At 63.5% G+C, this 15,589-nt stretch carries 17 protein-coding genes and 1 tRNA gene; 13 read left to right on the top strand and 5 right to left on the bottom strand.

The features are described 5' to 3' along the window. The first annotated feature begins 18 nt into the window (after positions 1–18). From gspE to gspN, 10 genes are read left to right on the top strand one after another with little or no spacing between them, the layout of a single operon-like run. Complete coding sequence (gene gspE / locus KCN53_RS14300; protein ID WP_088713551.1) at positions 19–1,518, top strand: type II secretion system ATPase GspE; 1,500 nt, start codon at positions 19–21, stop codon at positions 1,516–1,518. Next, positions 1,505–2,734 (top strand): type II secretion system inner membrane protein GspF, encoded by a 1,230-nt coding sequence (gene gspF, locus KCN53_RS14305; RefSeq protein ID WP_088713550.1) that lies wholly within the window; start codon positions 1,505–1,507, stop codon positions 2,732–2,734. The genes gspE and gspF overlap by 14 nt, the downstream gene beginning before the upstream one ends. A 17-nt stretch (positions 2,735–2,751) precedes the next feature. Next, entirely contained in the window at positions 2,752–3,222 is a 471-nt protein-coding gene (gene gspG / locus KCN53_RS14310) for a type II secretion system major pseudopilin GspG (RefSeq protein ID WP_088713549.1), read from the top strand. Continuing rightward, positions 3,222–3,659, top strand: a complete 438-nt coding sequence (locus tag KCN53_RS14315; RefSeq protein ID WP_088713548.1) for a prepilin-type N-terminal cleavage/methylation domain-containing protein — start codon at positions 3,222–3,224, stop codon at positions 3,657–3,659. Before gspG ends, KCN53_RS14315 begins: the two co-directional genes overlap by 1 nt. Next, positions 3,649–4,011, top strand: a complete 363-nt coding sequence (gspI, locus tag KCN53_RS14320) for a type II secretion system minor pseudopilin GspI (protein ID WP_088713547.1) — start codon at positions 3,649–3,651, stop codon at positions 4,009–4,011. Before KCN53_RS14315 ends, gspI begins: the two co-directional genes overlap by 11 nt. Next, the gene (gene gspJ, locus KCN53_RS14325; RefSeq protein WP_088713546.1) at positions 4,008–4,592 is read left to right on the top strand and encodes a type II secretion system minor pseudopilin GspJ; all 585 of its coding nucleotides are present in this window, start codon (positions 4,008–4,010) and stop codon (positions 4,590–4,592) included. The genes gspI and gspJ overlap by 4 nt, the downstream gene beginning before the upstream one ends. Before the next feature lie 44 nt (positions 4,593–4,636). Continuing rightward, positions 4,637–5,593: a type II secretion system minor pseudopilin GspK gene (gspK, locus tag KCN53_RS14330; protein WP_172406317.1), complete on the top strand. Its 957-nt coding sequence runs from the start codon at positions 4,637–4,639 to the stop codon at positions 5,591–5,593. After that, positions 5,590–6,690, top strand: coding sequence for a type II secretion system protein GspL (gene gspL / locus KCN53_RS14335; protein WP_088713544.1), 1,101 nt, complete (start codon positions 5,590–5,592; stop codon positions 6,688–6,690). The genes gspK and gspL overlap by 4 nt, the downstream gene beginning before the upstream one ends. Next, complete coding sequence (gene gspM, locus KCN53_RS14340; protein ID WP_088713543.1) at positions 6,687–7,145, top strand: type II secretion system protein GspM; 459 nt, start codon at positions 6,687–6,689, stop codon at positions 7,143–7,145. Before gspL ends, gspM begins: the two co-directional genes overlap by 4 nt. Further along, positions 7,142–7,858, top strand: coding sequence for a type II secretion system protein N (gene gspN / locus KCN53_RS14345; protein WP_088713542.1), 717 nt, complete (start codon positions 7,142–7,144; stop codon positions 7,856–7,858). Before gspM ends, gspN begins: the two co-directional genes overlap by 4 nt. A gap of 36 nt (positions 7,859–7,894) precedes the next feature. Here gspN and KCN53_RS14350 read toward each other — a convergent pair whose 3' ends face one another. After that, complete coding sequence (locus KCN53_RS14350) at positions 7,895–8,251, bottom strand: hypothetical protein (protein ID WP_088713541.1); 357 nt, start codon at positions 8,249–8,251, stop codon at positions 7,895–7,897. A 116-nt stretch (positions 8,252–8,367) separates the two neighbouring features. Between KCN53_RS14350 and KCN53_RS14355 the strand changes: the two genes are divergently transcribed. Then, on the top strand, positions 8,368–9,306 hold the full coding sequence (locus KCN53_RS14355) for an NADPH:quinone oxidoreductase family protein (protein WP_088713749.1): 939 nt from the start codon (positions 8,368–8,370) through the stop codon (positions 9,304–9,306). Positions 9,307–9,310: 4 nt separating this feature from the next. Here the strand turns inward: KCN53_RS14355 and KCN53_RS14360 are convergent, their stop codons facing one another. Next, on the bottom strand, positions 9,311–9,961 hold the full coding sequence (locus KCN53_RS14360) for a uracil-DNA glycosylase (RefSeq protein ID WP_088713540.1): 651 nt from the start codon (positions 9,959–9,961) through the stop codon (positions 9,311–9,313). Positions 9,962–9,990: 29 nt separating this feature from the next. On the opposite strand from KCN53_RS14360, the gene folK reads away from it, so the two are divergent. Both folK and KCN53_RS14370 read left to right on the top strand, forming a co-directional pair. After that, a complete protein-coding gene (gene folK, locus KCN53_RS14365) occupies positions 9,991–10,530 on the top strand; it encodes a 2-amino-4-hydroxy-6-hydroxymethyldihydropteridine diphosphokinase (protein WP_088713539.1) in 540 nt (179 codons plus the stop codon). A gap of 151 nt (positions 10,531–10,681) precedes the next feature. Beyond that, positions 10,682–10,757 (top strand) — tRNA-Lys (locus tag KCN53_RS14370). A 469-nt stretch (positions 10,758–11,226) separates the two neighbouring features. Here KCN53_RS14370 and KCN53_RS16210 read toward each other — a convergent pair. The 3 genes from KCN53_RS16210 to KCN53_RS14385 form a co-directional block, all read right to left on the bottom strand. Beyond that, on the bottom strand, positions 11,227–11,958 hold the full coding sequence (locus KCN53_RS16210; protein WP_088713538.1) for a peptidoglycan-binding domain-containing protein: 732 nt from the start codon (positions 11,956–11,958) through the stop codon (positions 11,227–11,229). 21 nt (positions 11,959–11,979) lie between these two features. Beyond that, a complete protein-coding gene (locus tag KCN53_RS14380; protein ID WP_143712277.1) occupies positions 11,980–13,059 on the bottom strand; it encodes a hypothetical protein in 1,080 nt (359 codons plus the stop codon). A gap of 663 nt (positions 13,060–13,722) precedes the next feature. Then, positions 13,723–15,141 carry a PfkB family carbohydrate kinase gene (locus KCN53_RS14385; RefSeq protein ID WP_088713536.1) on the bottom strand — a complete coding sequence of 473 codons (1,419 nt, stop codon included), beginning with the start codon at positions 15,139–15,141 and terminating at the stop codon, positions 13,723–13,725. Between the last annotated feature and the right edge of the window lie 448 nt (positions 15,142–15,589).

Consider the following 15,589-nt stretch of genomic DNA (forward strand, 5'->3'; position numbering starts at 1 on the left):
TTCAGCGGCGGACCTGCCATGAGCGAAACGGCGGATATTCAGGGCCTACCATATGCCTTTGCGAAGCGGCACGGCGTGCTCGTGCTGGATTCGTCGGGCGCCGAAGTCAGCGTGGGCCTGCGCGAAGGGTCCGACCCGCGCGCCCTCCTGGAAGTGCGCCGCGCCCTTGGCCGCGAGATCACCATGCGCTTCGTGCCGCCGAGGGAATTCGAATCGCTGCTTGGCGAGCAATATGGCGCGCGCGGCCTCGACGCGGACACGGTTTCCGGCGAACTGGCCGAGGCGGGCGATCTCGGCGCCCTGGCCGACGATCTGCCGGCGGCGGCCGACCTTCTGGAAAGCAATGACGACGCGCCGGTCATCAAGCTGATCAACGGCATCCTGGCGGAAGCCATTCGAGACGGCGCGAGCGACATTCATGTCGAACCCTTCGAAAGTGCGCTGACCGTGCGCCTGCGCGTCGACGGCGTCCTGAAAGAGGTGCTGCGGCTGCCGCCGAAAGTGGCTCCGCTGGTCACCAGCCGCATCAAGGTGATGGCCCGCCTGGATATTGCCGAGCGGCGGGTGCCACAGGACGGGCGCATATCGCTGACCCTCGGCGGGCGAGAACTCGACGTACGCGTGTCGACCCTGCCGTCGCGCGGCGGCGAACGCGTGGTGATGCGTATCCTCGACAAGGAGCAGGCGGAGCTGGCACCGAGCGATCTGGGCATGCCCGACGCGATGCTGCACGTCTTTCGCGAGGCTTTGTCGGAGCCGAACGGCATTGTCCTCGTCACCGGACCGACGGGATCGGGGAAGACCACGAGCCTTTATGCGGGCCTGCGCATGCTGAACGACGGCGAGCGCAACATCCTGACTGTCGAGGACCCGGTCGAATATAGCGTCGAGGGGATCGGCCAGACGCAGGTGAATACGAAGGTCGGCATGAGCTTTGCCGCCGGCCTGCGCGCGATCCTGCGGCAGGACCCCGATGTCGTGATGGTCGGCGAAATCCGTGACCATGAAACCGCCGAAATCGCGGTGCAGGCGTCGCTGACCGGGCATCTGGTGCTGTCCACGGTTCACACCAACGATGCCGTCGGCGCGATCACACGCCTGAAGGATCTGGGCGTGGAGCCGTTCCTGATGGCGTCCTCGCTGCGGCTTGTCGTGGCGCAGCGGCTCGTGCGGCAGCTGTGCCCGTCCTGCGCGGTTCCCCACCAGGCGACGGCGGCGGAGGCGGCGCCGCTGGGCCTAGAGACCGGCGTCACGATCCACCAGGCGGCGGGCTGCGGAGACTGCGGCAACACCGGCTTTCGCGGCCGTATCGGCGTGTTCGAGATGATCCGCATCGACAAGGACCTGCGCGAGCTGATGCTGTCGGGCGCCGACGAAGGAGTGATCGCCCGACACGCCTTCTCCTCCCAGCCCAACATGTCCGCCTCGGCACGGCGGCTGGTACTGGAGGGGCGGACTACGGTAGAAGAAGCCGTCCGTATTCTGAGGAAAGACGCGTCCGTAGATGCCGAGTTATGAGTATCTCGCCGTCGATGAAGGCGGGCGGGAAAAGACCGGAAGCCTGACGGCGGACAGCGAACCGCGCGCCCGCGAACTGCTGCGCGCGAAAAAGCTGCTGCCGGTGAAGGTCAGCGCGCAGACATCCGCGTCCGGAGCTGCCCGCCCTGCGCCGCGGTCACGGTCCGGGCTGTTCGAGAAGAAGCTGAACGCCAAGGACCTGACCCTGTTCACGCGGCAGCTGGCGACGCTCGTCGCCGTCTCCCCGTTGGAAGAGGCGCTGCGCGCGATCTCCGCCCAGGCCGAAAAGGCGCATGTCGCGCGCATCGTCGGCAATGTGCATGCCGGGGTGGTAGAGGGTCAGCGCCTCGCCGCGGCGCTGGGACGCGAGCAGGCAAGCTTCCCGCCGCTCTACCGCGCCATGGTCGGCGCGGGCGAAGGCTCGGGCGCGATGACCGAGATTCTGAACCGGCTGGCCGACCTGATGGAACGGCAGGCCGAAGTGCGCGGCAAGATCACCACGGCGCTGGTCTATCCCGCAATGCTGGCGCTGGTTGCGCTGCTGATCATCATCGGCCTGATGACGTTCGTGGTGCCGAAAGTGGTCGAGCAGTTCGATACCATGGGCCAAACGCTGCCGCTGCTGACCGAGATCGTCATCGGGGTCTCCGCCTTCCTGACCAACTGGGGTCTGCTGCTGCTTGCCGTGATGGCGGGCGGGGCGCTGCTGTTCGCTCGCGCGCTGACGAATGAGGAATTCCGGCTGCGCTTTGACAGCTGGCTGCTGCGGCTGCCGCTGATCGGGCGGCTGATCCGCGATCTCAACGCCGCGCGGCTGGCGCGTACCCTGTCGACGGTCGTCGCCAACGGCATGCCGCTTCTCGACGGGCTGAGCGTGACGGCGCGCACCGTGCGCAATCGCAAGCTGCGGCAGGCGACGCTGGGGATCGTCGAGATCGTCAACGAGGGCGGCAGCCTATCCGGGGCAATGCGCCGCGCGGGCGTCTTTCCGCCGCTGCTGGTGCATATGACCGCCTCGGGCGAGCAGGCGGGCCGGCTCGACGTGATGCTGGGCCGCGCGGCCGACTATATGGAGCGGGAATTCGACGCCTTCACGTCGAGCGCGCTGAGTCTGCTGGAGCCCGGTATCATCGTCGTGATGGGCGGGCTCGTCGCGCTGATCGTGCTGTCCATCCTGCTGCCGATCATGCAGCTGAACACACTTGCCATGGGCTAACAGAAAGTAGCTTCGCCATGACCGAAACGAAATTACAGGCGCGCCGGCGGCAGCAACAGCCGGGCAGCGCAAGCCGGACTTGCCGCAAAACCCGTCTCGAAACCCGGCGCGAGGAGGGATTCACGCTGGTCGAAGTCATGGTGGTCGTCGCGATCATCGGGCTGCTGACCACCTTCGTCGTCATCAACGTGCTGCCCGCGCAGGGCGTGGCCGAGCGCCAGAAGGCCGAGGCAGACATCGCGCTGATCGACCAGGCGTTGCAGCTCTACCGGATCAACAACCGCCGCTATCCGACAACCGCGCAGGGCCTTGCCGCGCTGGAGGCCGAAGGGGCGCTGCGGCGCCTGCCCGACGATCCGTGGGGGCAGCCCTACCAGTATCAGTATCCAGGGACGCGCGGCGGCGAATATGACGTCTTTTCCCTGGGCGCCGACGGGCAGCCGGGCGGCGAGGACGAGGCTGCCGATATCGGCAACTGGGACGCCTGATGCGAACGCGCGGCGAGGAGGGGTTCTCGCTCGTCGAGATCATGGTGGTGCTGGTCATCATCGGCCTCGCCGCAGGCGTCGCCGCGCTTGGCTTCGGAGACGGCACGGGCGAGGTTCGCCGCGAAGCCGAGCGACTGGGCGCCCGCATGCTGGCGGCGCGCGATCATGCGCTGTTCGCGCAGGCTGAGACCGCCGCGGTCATCGAGGCGGGCGGATACCGGTTCGAAGAGCGGCGCGGCGGCGAATGGCAGCCGCTGACGACGCGCGCCATTCGGCCGCACAGCTGGGACGAGGTGCGCCCGCGCGGGACACTGCCCATGCGCGTGCGCTTCGATGCCGTCGGCCTTGCCGAACCGGCGCGCCTGTTACTGGCCCACGGCGATGCGGAGGCCGAACTGAATGTCGGCGCCGACGGGGAGGTGAGCATTGCGCCGTGAGACCGGCTTCACCCTCGTCGAGGTGCTCGTCGCGCTGGCGGTGCTGGGCCTTGCTTCGCTGGCGCTGATCCGGCTCGGCACCGCGCATGCCGGAACGGCGATCGCACTGGAGGACACGGTGCGCGCCGATATCGTGGCCGAAAATGCGCTGGTTGCGGCGACCATTGCCGAAGAGCCCCCGACATATGGGGAGACCGGTTTCATGGCGGCGAATCTGGGCGGCGCGTGGGCGGTGACGCAGACGGTCGAGCGGACCGCCGTCGACAATGTGATGCTGATCCGAGTCGCGGTAGCGGGGCCGGGGGGCGAGCGCGCCGTGATCGAGGGCATGCGGCGGGTGCGCATTCCGTGAGGCAGGGCGGCTTTACCCTTGTCGAGACCATGGTGGCGCTGCTGGTGTTCGGTCTCGTTGCCTCGGCTGGCGCGCTGATGCTGGGCAACAGCGTCGAGGCGTCCCAGCAGATCGAGGAAGCGTCGGCAGAAACGATGGCGCTGCAGCGCAGCCGCGCGGCGCTTGCCGCCGACCTGGCGCAGATCGCGCCGCGGCCGTCGCGTGACGCCGACGGCGGCTTGCGGCCGCTTTTCGCGGCGGGGAGGGTTGCCGACGGCGCGCTGTTTTCCTTCATTCGTCTGGGCCCGGACAATCCCGACGGGGAGGCGCGGCCGGAACTGCAATATGTCGCCTGGCACCAGGGCGAGACCGGGCTGGAGCGCCGCTCTGCCCGCTATCTGGACGGCGCGGCGGAGGAGGTGAGCGCAACGCTTCTGCCCGGGGCAGCCGGCGCCCGGGCGGAGTTCTACTATGAGGGCGCGTGGTCGGGAGACATCATGACCGGTCCCGACGCCGAACCGCCCCGCGCGGTGCGGCTGACGCTCGACCATCCGGGCTTCGGGCGGGTCGAACAGCTGTTCCTGGTCGGAGCGGGCGAATGACGGGGCCTAGGTGTGCGAGGCGACCGGGCGGCCGCGAGGAGGGCATGGCGCTCCTGACCGTCCTGATGCTGGTCGGCGTGATGGGCGCGCTGACCGTCATCACGCTCGAGCGCATGAACCGGGCGCTGGCGATGACAACGAACAGCCGCAGCGCCGCGCAGGGACACCATTATGCGCGCGGGGCGGCGCTGGTGGCGGCCGAGCGGATCGAGACCATGCTGGCGGAGCTGGAGGGGCCGCTGACGCTGGCAGGCGGCTGGGAGGAGGCGCCCATGACGGTGCCGACGGCGGGCGGCGCGATCACGATCCGCCTGTCCGACGCCTCCCATTGCTTCAACGTCAACGGACTGGTGACCGGCTCGCCGGGCGGGGCGACGCGGATGAGGCCCGATGCGATCACGCAGTTCGCGGGACTGGCGCGCGGCGTCGGGATCGGTGCGCAGCGTGCGCAGCAGATGGCGATGTCGCTCGTCGACTATATCGACAGCGATACCTATCCGCAGGCCGGCGGCGCGGAGGACGGCGCCTATAGCGGCTACCGCGCGCCCAACATGCCCGTCGCCGCCACCGGGGAACTGATGGCGGTCGCCAATTGGAATGCCGCCGACTATGAGCTTCTGAAGCCCTTTCTTTGCGCCCTGCCGACGACGGACATGCAGCCCATCAACGTAAACACGCTGAGCGAAGCGGACGCCCCCCTTCTTGGCATGCTGGTGCCGAGCGGGGTTTCCGTCGCCGCGGCGCGCAGGCTGATCGCCGGGCGGCCCGCCGCGGGGTGGGGGAGCCAGGCCGAGTTCTGGGCCGACGCGCGCGCAATCGGTGCGATGCCGCTGGCGCGCGCGCAATATCAGGTGGACGTGACCAGCAACCTGTTTCGCGCAGATATCGAGGTGGAAGATGGCGGCTTCGCGGTCCGCGAGAGCGCCCTGATCCGCCTCGGCGGGGCAGCGGGTGAGGGCGGGGCGCACATCCTGCGGCGCAGCTGGAGCGGTGCGGCATGACCGGGCGCACGCTTTATATGCTCGCGGGCGAAGGGGCGCCGGTAAGCTGGGCGCGCATCGGTGCCGACGGCAAGCTGGACGGACGCGGCACCGTACGCGACGACCGGCCGCTTCCACACGAGGACGGCGATTTTCTGGTCGTGTCGGTTCCCGGGGATCGCATCACCATTCGCGCAGCCGAGCTTCCGGGCACGCAGGCGCAGGCCAGGACCGTCGCCCGGCTTGCGCTCGGCTCTGAGCTGGCGGGAGACCCGGCGGCGCTTCATATCGCCGCGGCGCGCGCGGCCGACCTGGCCGACCGCAGGCTGGCGGCTGCAGTAGACCGCCGCCTGATGGACGGCTGGACCGCCCGGCTGGAGATGATGGGCATCGTCCCCGACCGGCTGGTCCCGGCGCCGCTGCTGCTGACGCCGCCAGACGACGGCTATCTGATCGCGCCCGCCGCCGAGGGAGGCGGACTGGTCGACGTGCGCGGCGCAGACGCGGCGTTCAGCGCGCCGCCGGCCCTCGCACGGACGATCTGCGGCGATGCTGCAATTCGCGAGCTGACCGCAGAGCAAGCGCTGCTGACGCGCCTGCAGGAAAGCGAAGATCCTGAGCTGGATCTGCTTCAGGGAGACTATGCGCGGCGCGGCGAAAGCGCCCTGCCGGGGCTGGCGAAGCGTGCATCCGTCTATCTTTTCTCAGCAGCGCTCCTGTTTCTCGCCGCGGTGCTGATCGACGGCGTTCGCCACGACCGCGCCGCCGACCGCCTGACCGGCGCGATCGCTGAGCGTGCGGCGGCTGCGGGGGTTGGCCTGCCCGCCGCAACGGATCCCTTGCCCGCCCTGCGGCTGGCGGCAGCGCGGTCGGGTGCCGGCGGCGGGTTCTCGCTGGCGATGGAGACGCTGGCGGCGGCAGTCAGGGGCGCCCCCGGCATCAGTGTGAGCTCGCTGAGCTGGGCGGGCGGCAGGCTGGGCGCCGAGATCCGCCTGAGCCCGGGAGCCGACAGCGAGGCCCTGCGGCCCGCCGTGGAAGCGGCCGGTCTGCGTCTCGTTACCGGCCCGGTCGAGGCCGCCGAGAATGGGAGCCGCAGCACCATCGAGATCGTTCCATGAAGATGCCTGCCTTTCGCGACCGCTGGGCCGCCTACAGCCTGCGCGAGCGGGCGCTGCTTGCCATCCTGGCGGTGCTGGGGGCGGCCATCCTGATCTGGTGGGGGGTCATCCTTCCCATTCTCGATTATCGCAGCGAGGCCCGTGCCGCGTACCGGGAGCGGCTGCTCGATTATGCGGAGACCGACCTGATCCTGTCGCGGCTCGGCGAAGGCGGCGGCGATGCGGCGGTGGAGGAGACGTTCGCCGCGGCCGGCCTCGATCCGGCGGTGACGACGCAGGGCGATGGGCTGGGCGTATCGCTGCCCGCCGCCCGGGCCGATGTGCTGATGTCCGCGATGGCACGTCTCGAGGCGGGCGGCGCCGAGATCGAACAGGCGGAAGTGGAGACGAACGGCGATGCCACCCTGGCTGCGGAGCTCGTCGTGGATGAACGGGGCAGGGACGTAAGCGAATGAGGCGTGTGCGGCTTCCGATCCGGCGTCTCGTCCTGCTGGCCGGCCTTTCGCTGTTCATGATCGCGGCGCTGCTGCCGCTGCACGTCGCACTGGGGGCGTTCGGCTTCGACGAGCGCGGCTTCGGCGCGAAGGAAATCCGGGGCTCGATCTGGAGCGCGGCGCTGTCGGAAGCCTATTTCGGAACGGTGCCGGTGGGTGACGCCGCCGCCCGGCTGTCGCTCTGGCGGCTGGCGCTGGGCGAAGCGCAATTGTCCGTCGATGGCGGCGAGACCGGAAGCTTCTCCGGCAAGCTGACGGGCTTTCGCAGTGGCTATGCGCTGAGCGATGCCGATGTGCGGATCGAGGCGCGCCAGCTCGGTCTTCCGGGCGCGGGCGGATTGCAGCTGTCGGATGCGCATGTCCGGTTCGAGGAGGGCATGTGCGTCTCTGCCTCCGGAACCGCTGCCAGCGATATGCTGGCTTCGCTGGCGGGCGAAACCGGTCTGCCGGGCGCCGCCCTGACAGGCACGCTTTCGTGCGAGGGAGACGCAGCCGTGCTGCCGCTGACAGGAAGCGCAGCAGGTGTCGATGCGACCATGACATTGAGGTTGAACGCGGCCGGCACGCTGTCGGGGCAGCTTGACGTTACTGGCCTGCCGGAAACAAATCGCCCGGCCCTGCAGGCGAACGGGTTCGTGCCTGCGGGACCGGGCGTCTATCGCCTGACATTCTAGGCGCGGCAATCCGCGCTTGGATTTCCCATTCCGGGCTTAGCGGGAGGCCTGCATCTGCGTCGACAGGCGCATGCTCGCGATCGAGTGCGCGCTGACAATGCGGCCGTCGGCAAGAACGAGGTTCATGTCGTCGCTGCCGAGAACGCGCTGATACAGCGACGCGGCTTCGACAGTGCGCCCGGTCTGACGGTAAACTTCGGCGAGCTGAAGCAGGCGCGCGGGATCGGCGCCGAGTTCGCTTTCGCTGTCGAGAAGCTGCTGTTCGGCTGCGGCCCAGTCGCCTTCGACCATCTGCTCGAACCCGAGCGTGCCGCGCTCATATCCAACTTCGGCCGGCTGCGCGCTCGCGCCGGCTGCCATCATCGCTACCCCGAGGAACATCAGAGCTTTCATGGATCGTCTCCTTCTTCTGTGACACTTATATGACAGAGCGCGTCACAAAGTGCAACAAAACGGTAATAAAACTTTTGAGAGGTGCGCTTTCGGCGCTGCTGGGCGAACAGGTCTGCATGGCTCGCGCACTCCGACTCACCGATACGCTGCCGGACTATAAGGGTCTGGAGTTAAAGGAGATAAAAGCGCCTGTGGGCGAAGTGAACGTGCGGGTGAAAGCCGCCGCCGTCAATTATGTCGATCTGTTACAAAGCCGCGGCGGTCATCAGCACAAACCGGACCTGCCGTTCATCCTGGGATCCGACTTTGCCGGGGAAAGGACCGACACGGGCGAGCCGGTGTGGGGCATGTGGCGCGGCGCCTTTGCCGACGAGATCGCCGTTCCCGAAGCGGCCATCTCTCCAAAGCCTGCAGGGTGGAGCTTCGCCAAGGCCGCCGCCTTCGGTCAGCCCTATCTTACAGCCCTTGTCGCCCTGAAGCGCCATGCCTTCCTTCAGCCGGGGGAATGGCTGCTGGTTCACGGCGCGACGGCGGGCGTCGGGGCCGCGGCAGTCGACCTGGGCAAGCGCATGGGCGCGCGCGTGATCGCGACATCGAGCTCCGACGAGAAGCTCGCGAAGATCGAGGAGCTCTACGCTCCCGATGCGGTTCTGAATGTGAAGACCGATTTCCGCGAGCGCGTAAAGGAGATCACCGGCGGCGGCGCACATGTGGTCTACGACCCCGTGGGCGGCGACATCTTCACCGAAAGCCTGCGCTGTACGCGCTATTTCGGCCGCGTGCTGATCATCGGTTTCGCGTCGGGCACCATCCCGCAGCTGCAGATCAACTACCCGCTGATCAAAGGACTGCAGATCATCGGGGTGAGGGCGGGCGAATATGGCCGCCGCTTCCCCGAGCATGGACGCGAAGACAGGGAGCATCTGGCGCAGATCGCACTGGAGGAGCAGGTCTCCCCCCATGTGCATGCCGAATTCGCATTGGAGGACTGGCGCGAGGCCTTCGCGATGATGGAGCGGCGCGACGTCATCGGCCGCGTGGTGCTGCGGCCCTGAGCAGCTAGGCGCTCCGCGCGGCCTCGGCGGCGTGGAACACGTCGGCGAACATTTCCGGCGTCAGCCTGCCGGTGTTCGTGTTGTAGCGGCTGCAATGATAGCTATCGATGAGGATCCGTCCGTCGGGAAGCTCGAAGCGGGCGCCGTGGCCGAATTTGTAGCGGCTCATCGTGAGGCCGTAGGATTTCAGCGTCGACTGGTGGGCGATCTGGCCGAGCGCGATCAGGACGCGGAGGCCCGTGAGCGCTTCGAGCTGCTCGTCGAGGAACGGGCGGCAGGTGCGCATTTCCTCGGGCGTCGGCTTGTTCTGAGGCGGCACGCAGCGCACGGCGTTGGAGATGAAGGCGCCCTTCAGCCGGTAGCCGTCGTCCGGCCGCCCCTCGTAGCTGCCCTCCGACAGACCGAACCGATCGAGCGTTGCAAAGAGGAGGTCGCCGGCCCAGTCCCCGGTAAAGGGACGGCCGGTGGCGTTCGCCCCGCGCAGTCCCGGGGCAAGACCGACCAGGCAGAGCCAGGCATCGGGGTCGCCCCAGCCTTCGACGGGGTTGTTGTGCCAGTCGGGATGCCTTTCGCGCTGCTCCTCGCGGAAGGCGACGAGGCGCGGGCATAGCGGGCAGTCCATCGGCGGCTGCGGGATGTCGGAAAGGCTGGGCATGAGGGCGCCTTAGCGCCAAGGCTTTGCCGATGACCATCCTCATCGCACTTGGATCGAACCGTCGCCATGGACGCCACGGCACGCCGGGGAGGGTCTTGCGCGCGGCGCTGGCGGCCCTGCAGCAGAGCGGCGGGCACGACATTGGCGTGACTGCGGCCTCTTCGGTCTGGATCACGCCCGCGCTGGGACCGGGCGGACGCACCTACGCCAATATGGCCGCGGCACTGGAAACGGCTCTGCCACCCGAGGAACTGCTGGCCCGGCTGCACGAGGTGGAAGCGGCGTTCGGGCGGCGGCGCTACCGGCGCTGGGGCGCGCGGGTGCTCGATCTCGACCTTCTCGCCTATGGAGAGGCGGTGCGACCGTCTCGCCATCGCTGGCCGGGCACGCGGACAAGGGTCCGGGCGGCGTCGCGGGCCCTCGTGCTGCCGCATCCGGAAATGCACCGGCGGGCCTTCGTCCTCGGCCCCCTGCTCGGCATCGCGCCGGACTGGCGCCACCCCGTGCTCGGCCTGACGGTGCGGCAGATGTCGGCGCGGCTGCGGCGCCCGCGGGTGAGCGTCGGATAGGGCGGAGGATAGGATGCGGAGGTAGGGAGGTGGACGGGACGAATTGAAAGCGGGGAGGCAGCGGCCCTCGCGGGGCGTTGACCCGCACGGCCCGCGCCTCTACCTAGCGGCCACCGGCGCGGGCCCGACCGCGCCGCCATTCCCTTTGGATGGGCCCTTAGCTCAGTCGGTAGAGCAACTGACTTTTAATCAGTAGGTCGAAGGTTCGAATCCTTCAGGGCTCACCATCAAATCAGGTAGTTATGGGGGATACTGTTCGATCCCCCGCCATCTAGCAAGCACCTAGCAACCACGCGCTTCAGAATGTTATCCGAATTGATGGATTCGTGGTCCCTGCGCGTCTTAAAGAGAAGGCGGTTGGCGCCGTCGCGATTGGCATTTGGACGGTCGTCGAATGGTGCCGAGATGTTTCTGACTCTAAGTCGATCATATATATATAGGCAGGTGATTGCCCCGAAGTCTGCAGAAGAATGGTAGGCAGATCTGGCTTGATAGTCGTCTGCACCACGCCGCTAGAACCTAAAGGACCTCCGGTGAGATCCTCCTGGGTTCGAGGACAAACGACTCCCGGAGAAAACACGTGCTGCAGTTTCTAGTATTTTTGCTGACAGCAGCTCAGCAGCAGTTACGGCGATATGCCTGGGGTCTACGCTCACCTCGAGGCGAGCCGTTTTTGTTGGTCTACCAAGGCCGAGGCTAGTTGTCGGTAGGGCGCTGGTTTGTGGAGAGCTTGATTTTGAGTATAGCCGCGGTCTCTGGACCGACCTCTCCGTCTACAAGCAAACCTTTCTGGGCCTGAAATGCTCCGACTGCCGAGGCGGTGTTTGGGCCGTATATTCCATCGATCGGTCCGGGATCGACGCCGGCCTCCTGCAACGCTGCCTGAATGGCCTTCACGGTTTCCGACCCCATAGCTGATGCACCCAGTCGATAAATCTGTGGACTTACTCCTGCAAACTCATAGTCTGTTTCCGTGTAGGTAAAGCCGGGAATGAGAATACCGATGTCCCAGCGTCGCTGCTCGGGTGATCGGTCTCCTGTTACCCCAGCCTTTCGGCTATGCGCCTCCAGTAGAGAACCATACCCATCACTCAATGCAACATGTCCCATTCTACCGCTCTTTGGAAATCGCAGCAAAATACCCCCAATAGTACGCACTGCTGCAGGCACTGGGATCCGTGCTCCTCGAACCAGAGAATCGGTCTTCCAGGCGCCAGTGAACGCATCTGCCAGCGCTGGATCGCTGTTATTGTCGATGCATCCATAAAGATACTTAGTTCCGGATACTTGGTACACAAGCCAGGACAAAAACTCGGCACAGTCCCACGGCCCCGGCCATTTAGGGTTGTTTTTGGGAACAACAACGAAGTCGTACCTCTGACCAACCCTGGTCTTCGCAAGTTCAACCATTTCTGTACCAGAGGGCATCCTGTTCTTCCTTTATAAGCTCTAGATCAGTCTCATCATTTCGTTCGACACATCTGAAAAGGTCGCTTCCGCTACCGCCTTTGCTTCACTCGACGAAACGCTTTTCGCCGCGATCTCTAGAAAATCTGCTGAGCGGTTCTCTTCCGCAGCCGCGATTAGACCGGGCAAAGGATTTTGCAGCTGCTTTCGGATACCCTCGACTATCCGCTTTTTATCTAGATCAGTCAGTTCCGGACTCGAAAATATTGCTACAATAGCTTGTTCCAAGTTTGACCTAGCCTTCGCTGCGTCCCCTTGTGCCCGGTATATAAGGGTCATATCGAGCGGCTTTGCTATCGAGCTAATCGACCGCCAATCGTCTCGTTCGGAGGTAACCTCAAGCCTAAGCACGATGTAGTCCTGAGGTCGAAGTGCCTTATATGGGCCACGCTCTTCTTTCCGCACCGCACCATCTCGACTCATCCACACCTCGGACGGTTCGACCTCGTCCTGGCGCAAACTTGAGAGGAAAATGTGGCCCGAAGTAAGCGTGCTGGCGTCGAAGGCGTCGTGTAAATAAAGAACCGTTTCGGCGTCTCCTGCTCCAAGTAAGTCCTGAACGCCGGACGCCACAGAGGTTGCTACCGAGGTAAGCTGTGAAATCTGCGGGGCGTTCAAATGAGATGCTAGGTCACTCACAACGCCGGCAAATGTTTCAATAATGTCGTTCGCCTTCAACGATACAAGGCCACAATCCAAAGTGATGGTACCGCCGTTGAAAGGTAACAAAGGAGTTAGCGCGAAGTTCTTCAACACAGAACGACCGAGACTTGGCTGATCTATCTCAAACTTATTTCGACCTGAAACGTTTGCAATATTCACTTTCTGGTCCCCGAATCGAAGGCCAACTAAGGAGTAGGCAAGTGGGTACCACTCTGAGAACCATTTTCTGTCTTCTTTTAAAAAGATTTCGCTGAGCCAGACTCTTATGTAATGCTGTCCGGCAACAGCCTTAAGTCCTACTGGATAGCCACTACTATCCCGCGCTGGAGGAATCTTTACGTATGCCCTTCTATGAGCCTCGCGTGAGATCAGGTCCGTAAAAAATTCGCGAAGCTTCATAGCCACCGCCCCTTCTCGCCGGGAAGGGGGAAAATATGTCATTTTTCGGATCACATGTCGACTACCGAAGAAATTTGTACCTAGTTAGCGTGAGTAGACTAGCTGTCGAAACCAGTGGAGGCTTGCCGTAATAGGCGAGTCTGTGGCGATAGAGGCCTGCAATCTAGGTTCAACCGCGAGTACAGGAGGCTACTGCCGCGATAGCGGCTATGACGACGTTATACGTGTTGCACCACAAGCAGACTAGTATGCCCCGCCAAGCTTATCTCAAGACAGTGGGGTGCTTTTTATTACAGGTACGGGTAACATTCGCTAGGTTCGCACATGTTCACGAGCATGACAGTACTCTAGCCAAGTTCTGATGAGCGAGGAGCGAGGAGCAAAAAGCGAGCGAGCTGCCCATCACCTCGGGAGGACGGCAATGAAATCAACCGGATGGAGTGCGCTCCTTCGTGCGCGAAGTGTGAAGAGCCCGTTCTGGCAACGCGTGCGTGCGACTTTGCGGCTGCATGTGGGGACATTGATCGAGTCAATGAACTAAGCGAAGATATGCTGCGGAGTTGCAGGTTAAGTGGTTGCTCTTCCCCGCCGCAGAACGAAAGCGAGAGCCTTTTAGACATTCAAGGTATCGACTCCGACTTGGCGCGGAATCCGGGTGCCATGTTAGACTTTTGCCTGTTTTGCATCAGAACTTGCTCCAGAGTGGTTAGAGAGGACCCCATTCAACCCGTCGTTACCTTTCTTGGCGAACTTTTCGAACGCCTCTTTCACAGCATAGCCAGCTCCGAACCCAATCACGAAGGTGAACGTAAGAAAAGCTAACTGGACCTTGGCGAGAAATTCTTCATTGCTCATAGCCGGGGCCGACAGATAGATAATTGAAGATACCCCACTAGCAATGAAACCAAATATAGAGGTCTCTTCAAACGAGACGCTTCTTGTTGGCTTCTCGGACGGCGACTTGCTTAAACGGTCCCTAAATCGGGCAACACCGGAGCCTAGAAGGCCAGCACAACAGCCTACCGTGGTTAGGAGAGCAAAGACTAAACGGTAGTCAACCGGAAGTGGGAGTAAAACCGTCATGAGAGCTACGGCGGCCACGAAACTTACTAAACACAGCATCGCATTAGTTAAGCCCCGCTCATCTCGAGATGGTTCGTGGCCGAGGAGATTGGCGTTAGGCGTGGCTACCTTCTGCTGCAACGCGACCTGCACTCTGGCGAGTCCGGCGTTGTTCATCTCTCGAGGCGGCGGCGAGCCGCCGTTATGAGAAATGATCGAATGTACCATACCCGCGAACATGGCATCGCCGGCGCCGGTGTCATTTGCGCTCTGGTCCAGAGTTGGAGGCTCGAATTGCCTCATTCCCGTTTCATCGTAAACGACATGTCCTTTGGAGTGAAACGACAGGCACAATGAGACAGCCCGGAGTTTGGAGACGATTGTTTGGCAAGCCTCTTCAGTCCGTGCGTCAAGCGAGGGTGGTATAAGTCGCCTGGACTCTTCAATGTTAAGAGAAACTAAACGTAGTTTCCAATCATCGGACATCTCGTTAGCCGCAGAATGCAACCGTGTGACTTTGGCATCGGAGGCGACTACTGCAAAAACAGGTAAAGCGAGCTGATGAGAGTGCGCAAACACCATTGCTAGCGAATGCGTGTCAAGATTAGTATCGACTACCACACCAGCAGATGTTGCGACCGTGCGTGCAATCTCTTCTTCTGTTAATTGGAATTCATCAAAGGCCGTTAGTGTAACGGCTGATCGGGATCTAGATCCTACTAGAGACACATATCCGTGATCTGTGGTTTTATCTCTGATGGCCAGGAATTCTGCTGAGAGTCCATTCGAAGAGAGGGCCCGTCTAACAACGAGCGACGTGAGAGACTTACTGCTGATGATCGTACAGAATCTAACTTCGTGCCTAAGTTCCCTGAGGTGGTAAGCAACGTTAAACCCCGCGCCACCCACAGATAACGACAGACTACGCCCGGGCTTATCGAGTTCGTCGGCGAATTCGTCCGATTTATATTCAGCAATTGTATCAATATGGCAGGAGCCAAAAACTGCAAGTTTCGGCATGCGACTCCCCCTTCTAAACCATAAGATCGATTAGTATATCAGGGTGGCGTTCTGAGCAATAATTTCCGCACACCTTGGTCCTGACACATGTGGAACGTTTTCTATGCATTCACCGCTTCCAGATTGTAGGAGCCGAAGCGATCGGAGTTGAGAGCCGCTGCGGCTGTGATCGAGCCGTTAATTTGCGGCCACCTTCGGACCGCACGACCCTTCTGAGGCGCTGCAGAATTGAATCTCGCCGTTGCTGCAGCGAAGCCCACATGGACTATCCCAAGTGAGAACAGCACTGCGAACGGCCGCGCGGGCGAAAGGCTGCCGCGTACTTGCGGCTACGCGGACCAGGTATGAAGCTGGCGCCTCTCGACGGAGGGGGATCAGGCGAGCAGGCACCTGTATAGATGGTTGAGACCTCACTTTGCTGTGGCGCCTTGCTTTGAAATGTGCCGTC

Source organism: Pacificimonas aurantium (assembly GCF_020092905.1).
Lineage (GTDB): Bacteria > Pseudomonadota > Alphaproteobacteria > Sphingomonadales > Sphingomonadaceae > Pacificimonas > Pacificimonas aurantium.

Excerpts from the sequence above, each read along its gene's own strand:
- gspE (WP_088713551.1), top strand. The coding sequence starts at position 19 with ATGAGCGAAACGGCGGATATTCAGGGCCTACCATATGCCTTTGCGAAG.
- gspF (WP_088713550.1), top strand. The coding sequence starts at position 1,505 with ATGCCGAGTTATGAGTATCTCGCCGTCGATGAAGGCGGGCGGGAAAAG.
- gspG (WP_088713549.1), top strand. The coding sequence starts at position 2,752 with ATGACCGAAACGAAATTACAGGCGCGCCGGCGGCAGCAACAGCCGGGC.
- KCN53_RS14315 (WP_088713548.1), top strand. The coding sequence starts at position 3,222 with ATGCGAACGCGCGGCGAGGAGGGGTTCTCGCTCGTCGAGATCATGGTG.
- gspK (WP_172406317.1), top strand. The coding sequence starts at position 4,637 with ATGGCGCTCCTGACCGTCCTGATGCTGGTCGGCGTGATGGGCGCGCTG.
- gspL (WP_088713544.1), top strand. The coding sequence starts at position 5,590 with ATGACCGGGCGCACGCTTTATATGCTCGCGGGCGAAGGGGCGCCGGTA.
- gspM (WP_088713543.1), top strand. The coding sequence starts at position 6,687 with ATGAAGATGCCTGCCTTTCGCGACCGCTGGGCCGCCTACAGCCTGCGC.
- gspN (WP_088713542.1), top strand. The coding sequence starts at position 7,142 with ATGAGGCGTGTGCGGCTTCCGATCCGGCGTCTCGTCCTGCTGGCCGGC.
- KCN53_RS14350 (WP_088713541.1), bottom strand. The coding sequence starts at position 8,251 with ATGAAAGCTCTGATGTTCCTCGGGGTAGCGATGATGGCAGCCGGCGCG.
- KCN53_RS14355 (WP_088713749.1), top strand. The coding sequence starts at position 8,368 with ATGGCTCGCGCACTCCGACTCACCGATACGCTGCCGGACTATAAGGGT.
- KCN53_RS14360 (WP_088713540.1), bottom strand. The coding sequence starts at position 9,961 with ATGCCCAGCCTTTCCGACATCCCGCAGCCGCCGATGGACTGCCCGCTA.
- folK (WP_088713539.1), top strand. The coding sequence starts at position 9,991 with ATGACCATCCTCATCGCACTTGGATCGAACCGTCGCCATGGACGCCAC.
- KCN53_RS16210 (WP_088713538.1), bottom strand. The coding sequence starts at position 11,958 with ATGCCCTCTGGTACAGAAATGGTTGAACTTGCGAAGACCAGGGTTGGT.
- KCN53_RS14380 (WP_143712277.1), bottom strand. The coding sequence starts at position 13,059 with ATGAAGCTTCGCGAATTTTTTACGGACCTGATCTCACGCGAGGCTCAT.
- KCN53_RS14385 (WP_088713536.1), bottom strand. The coding sequence starts at position 15,141 with ATGCCGAAACTTGCAGTTTTTGGCTCCTGCCATATTGATACAATTGCT.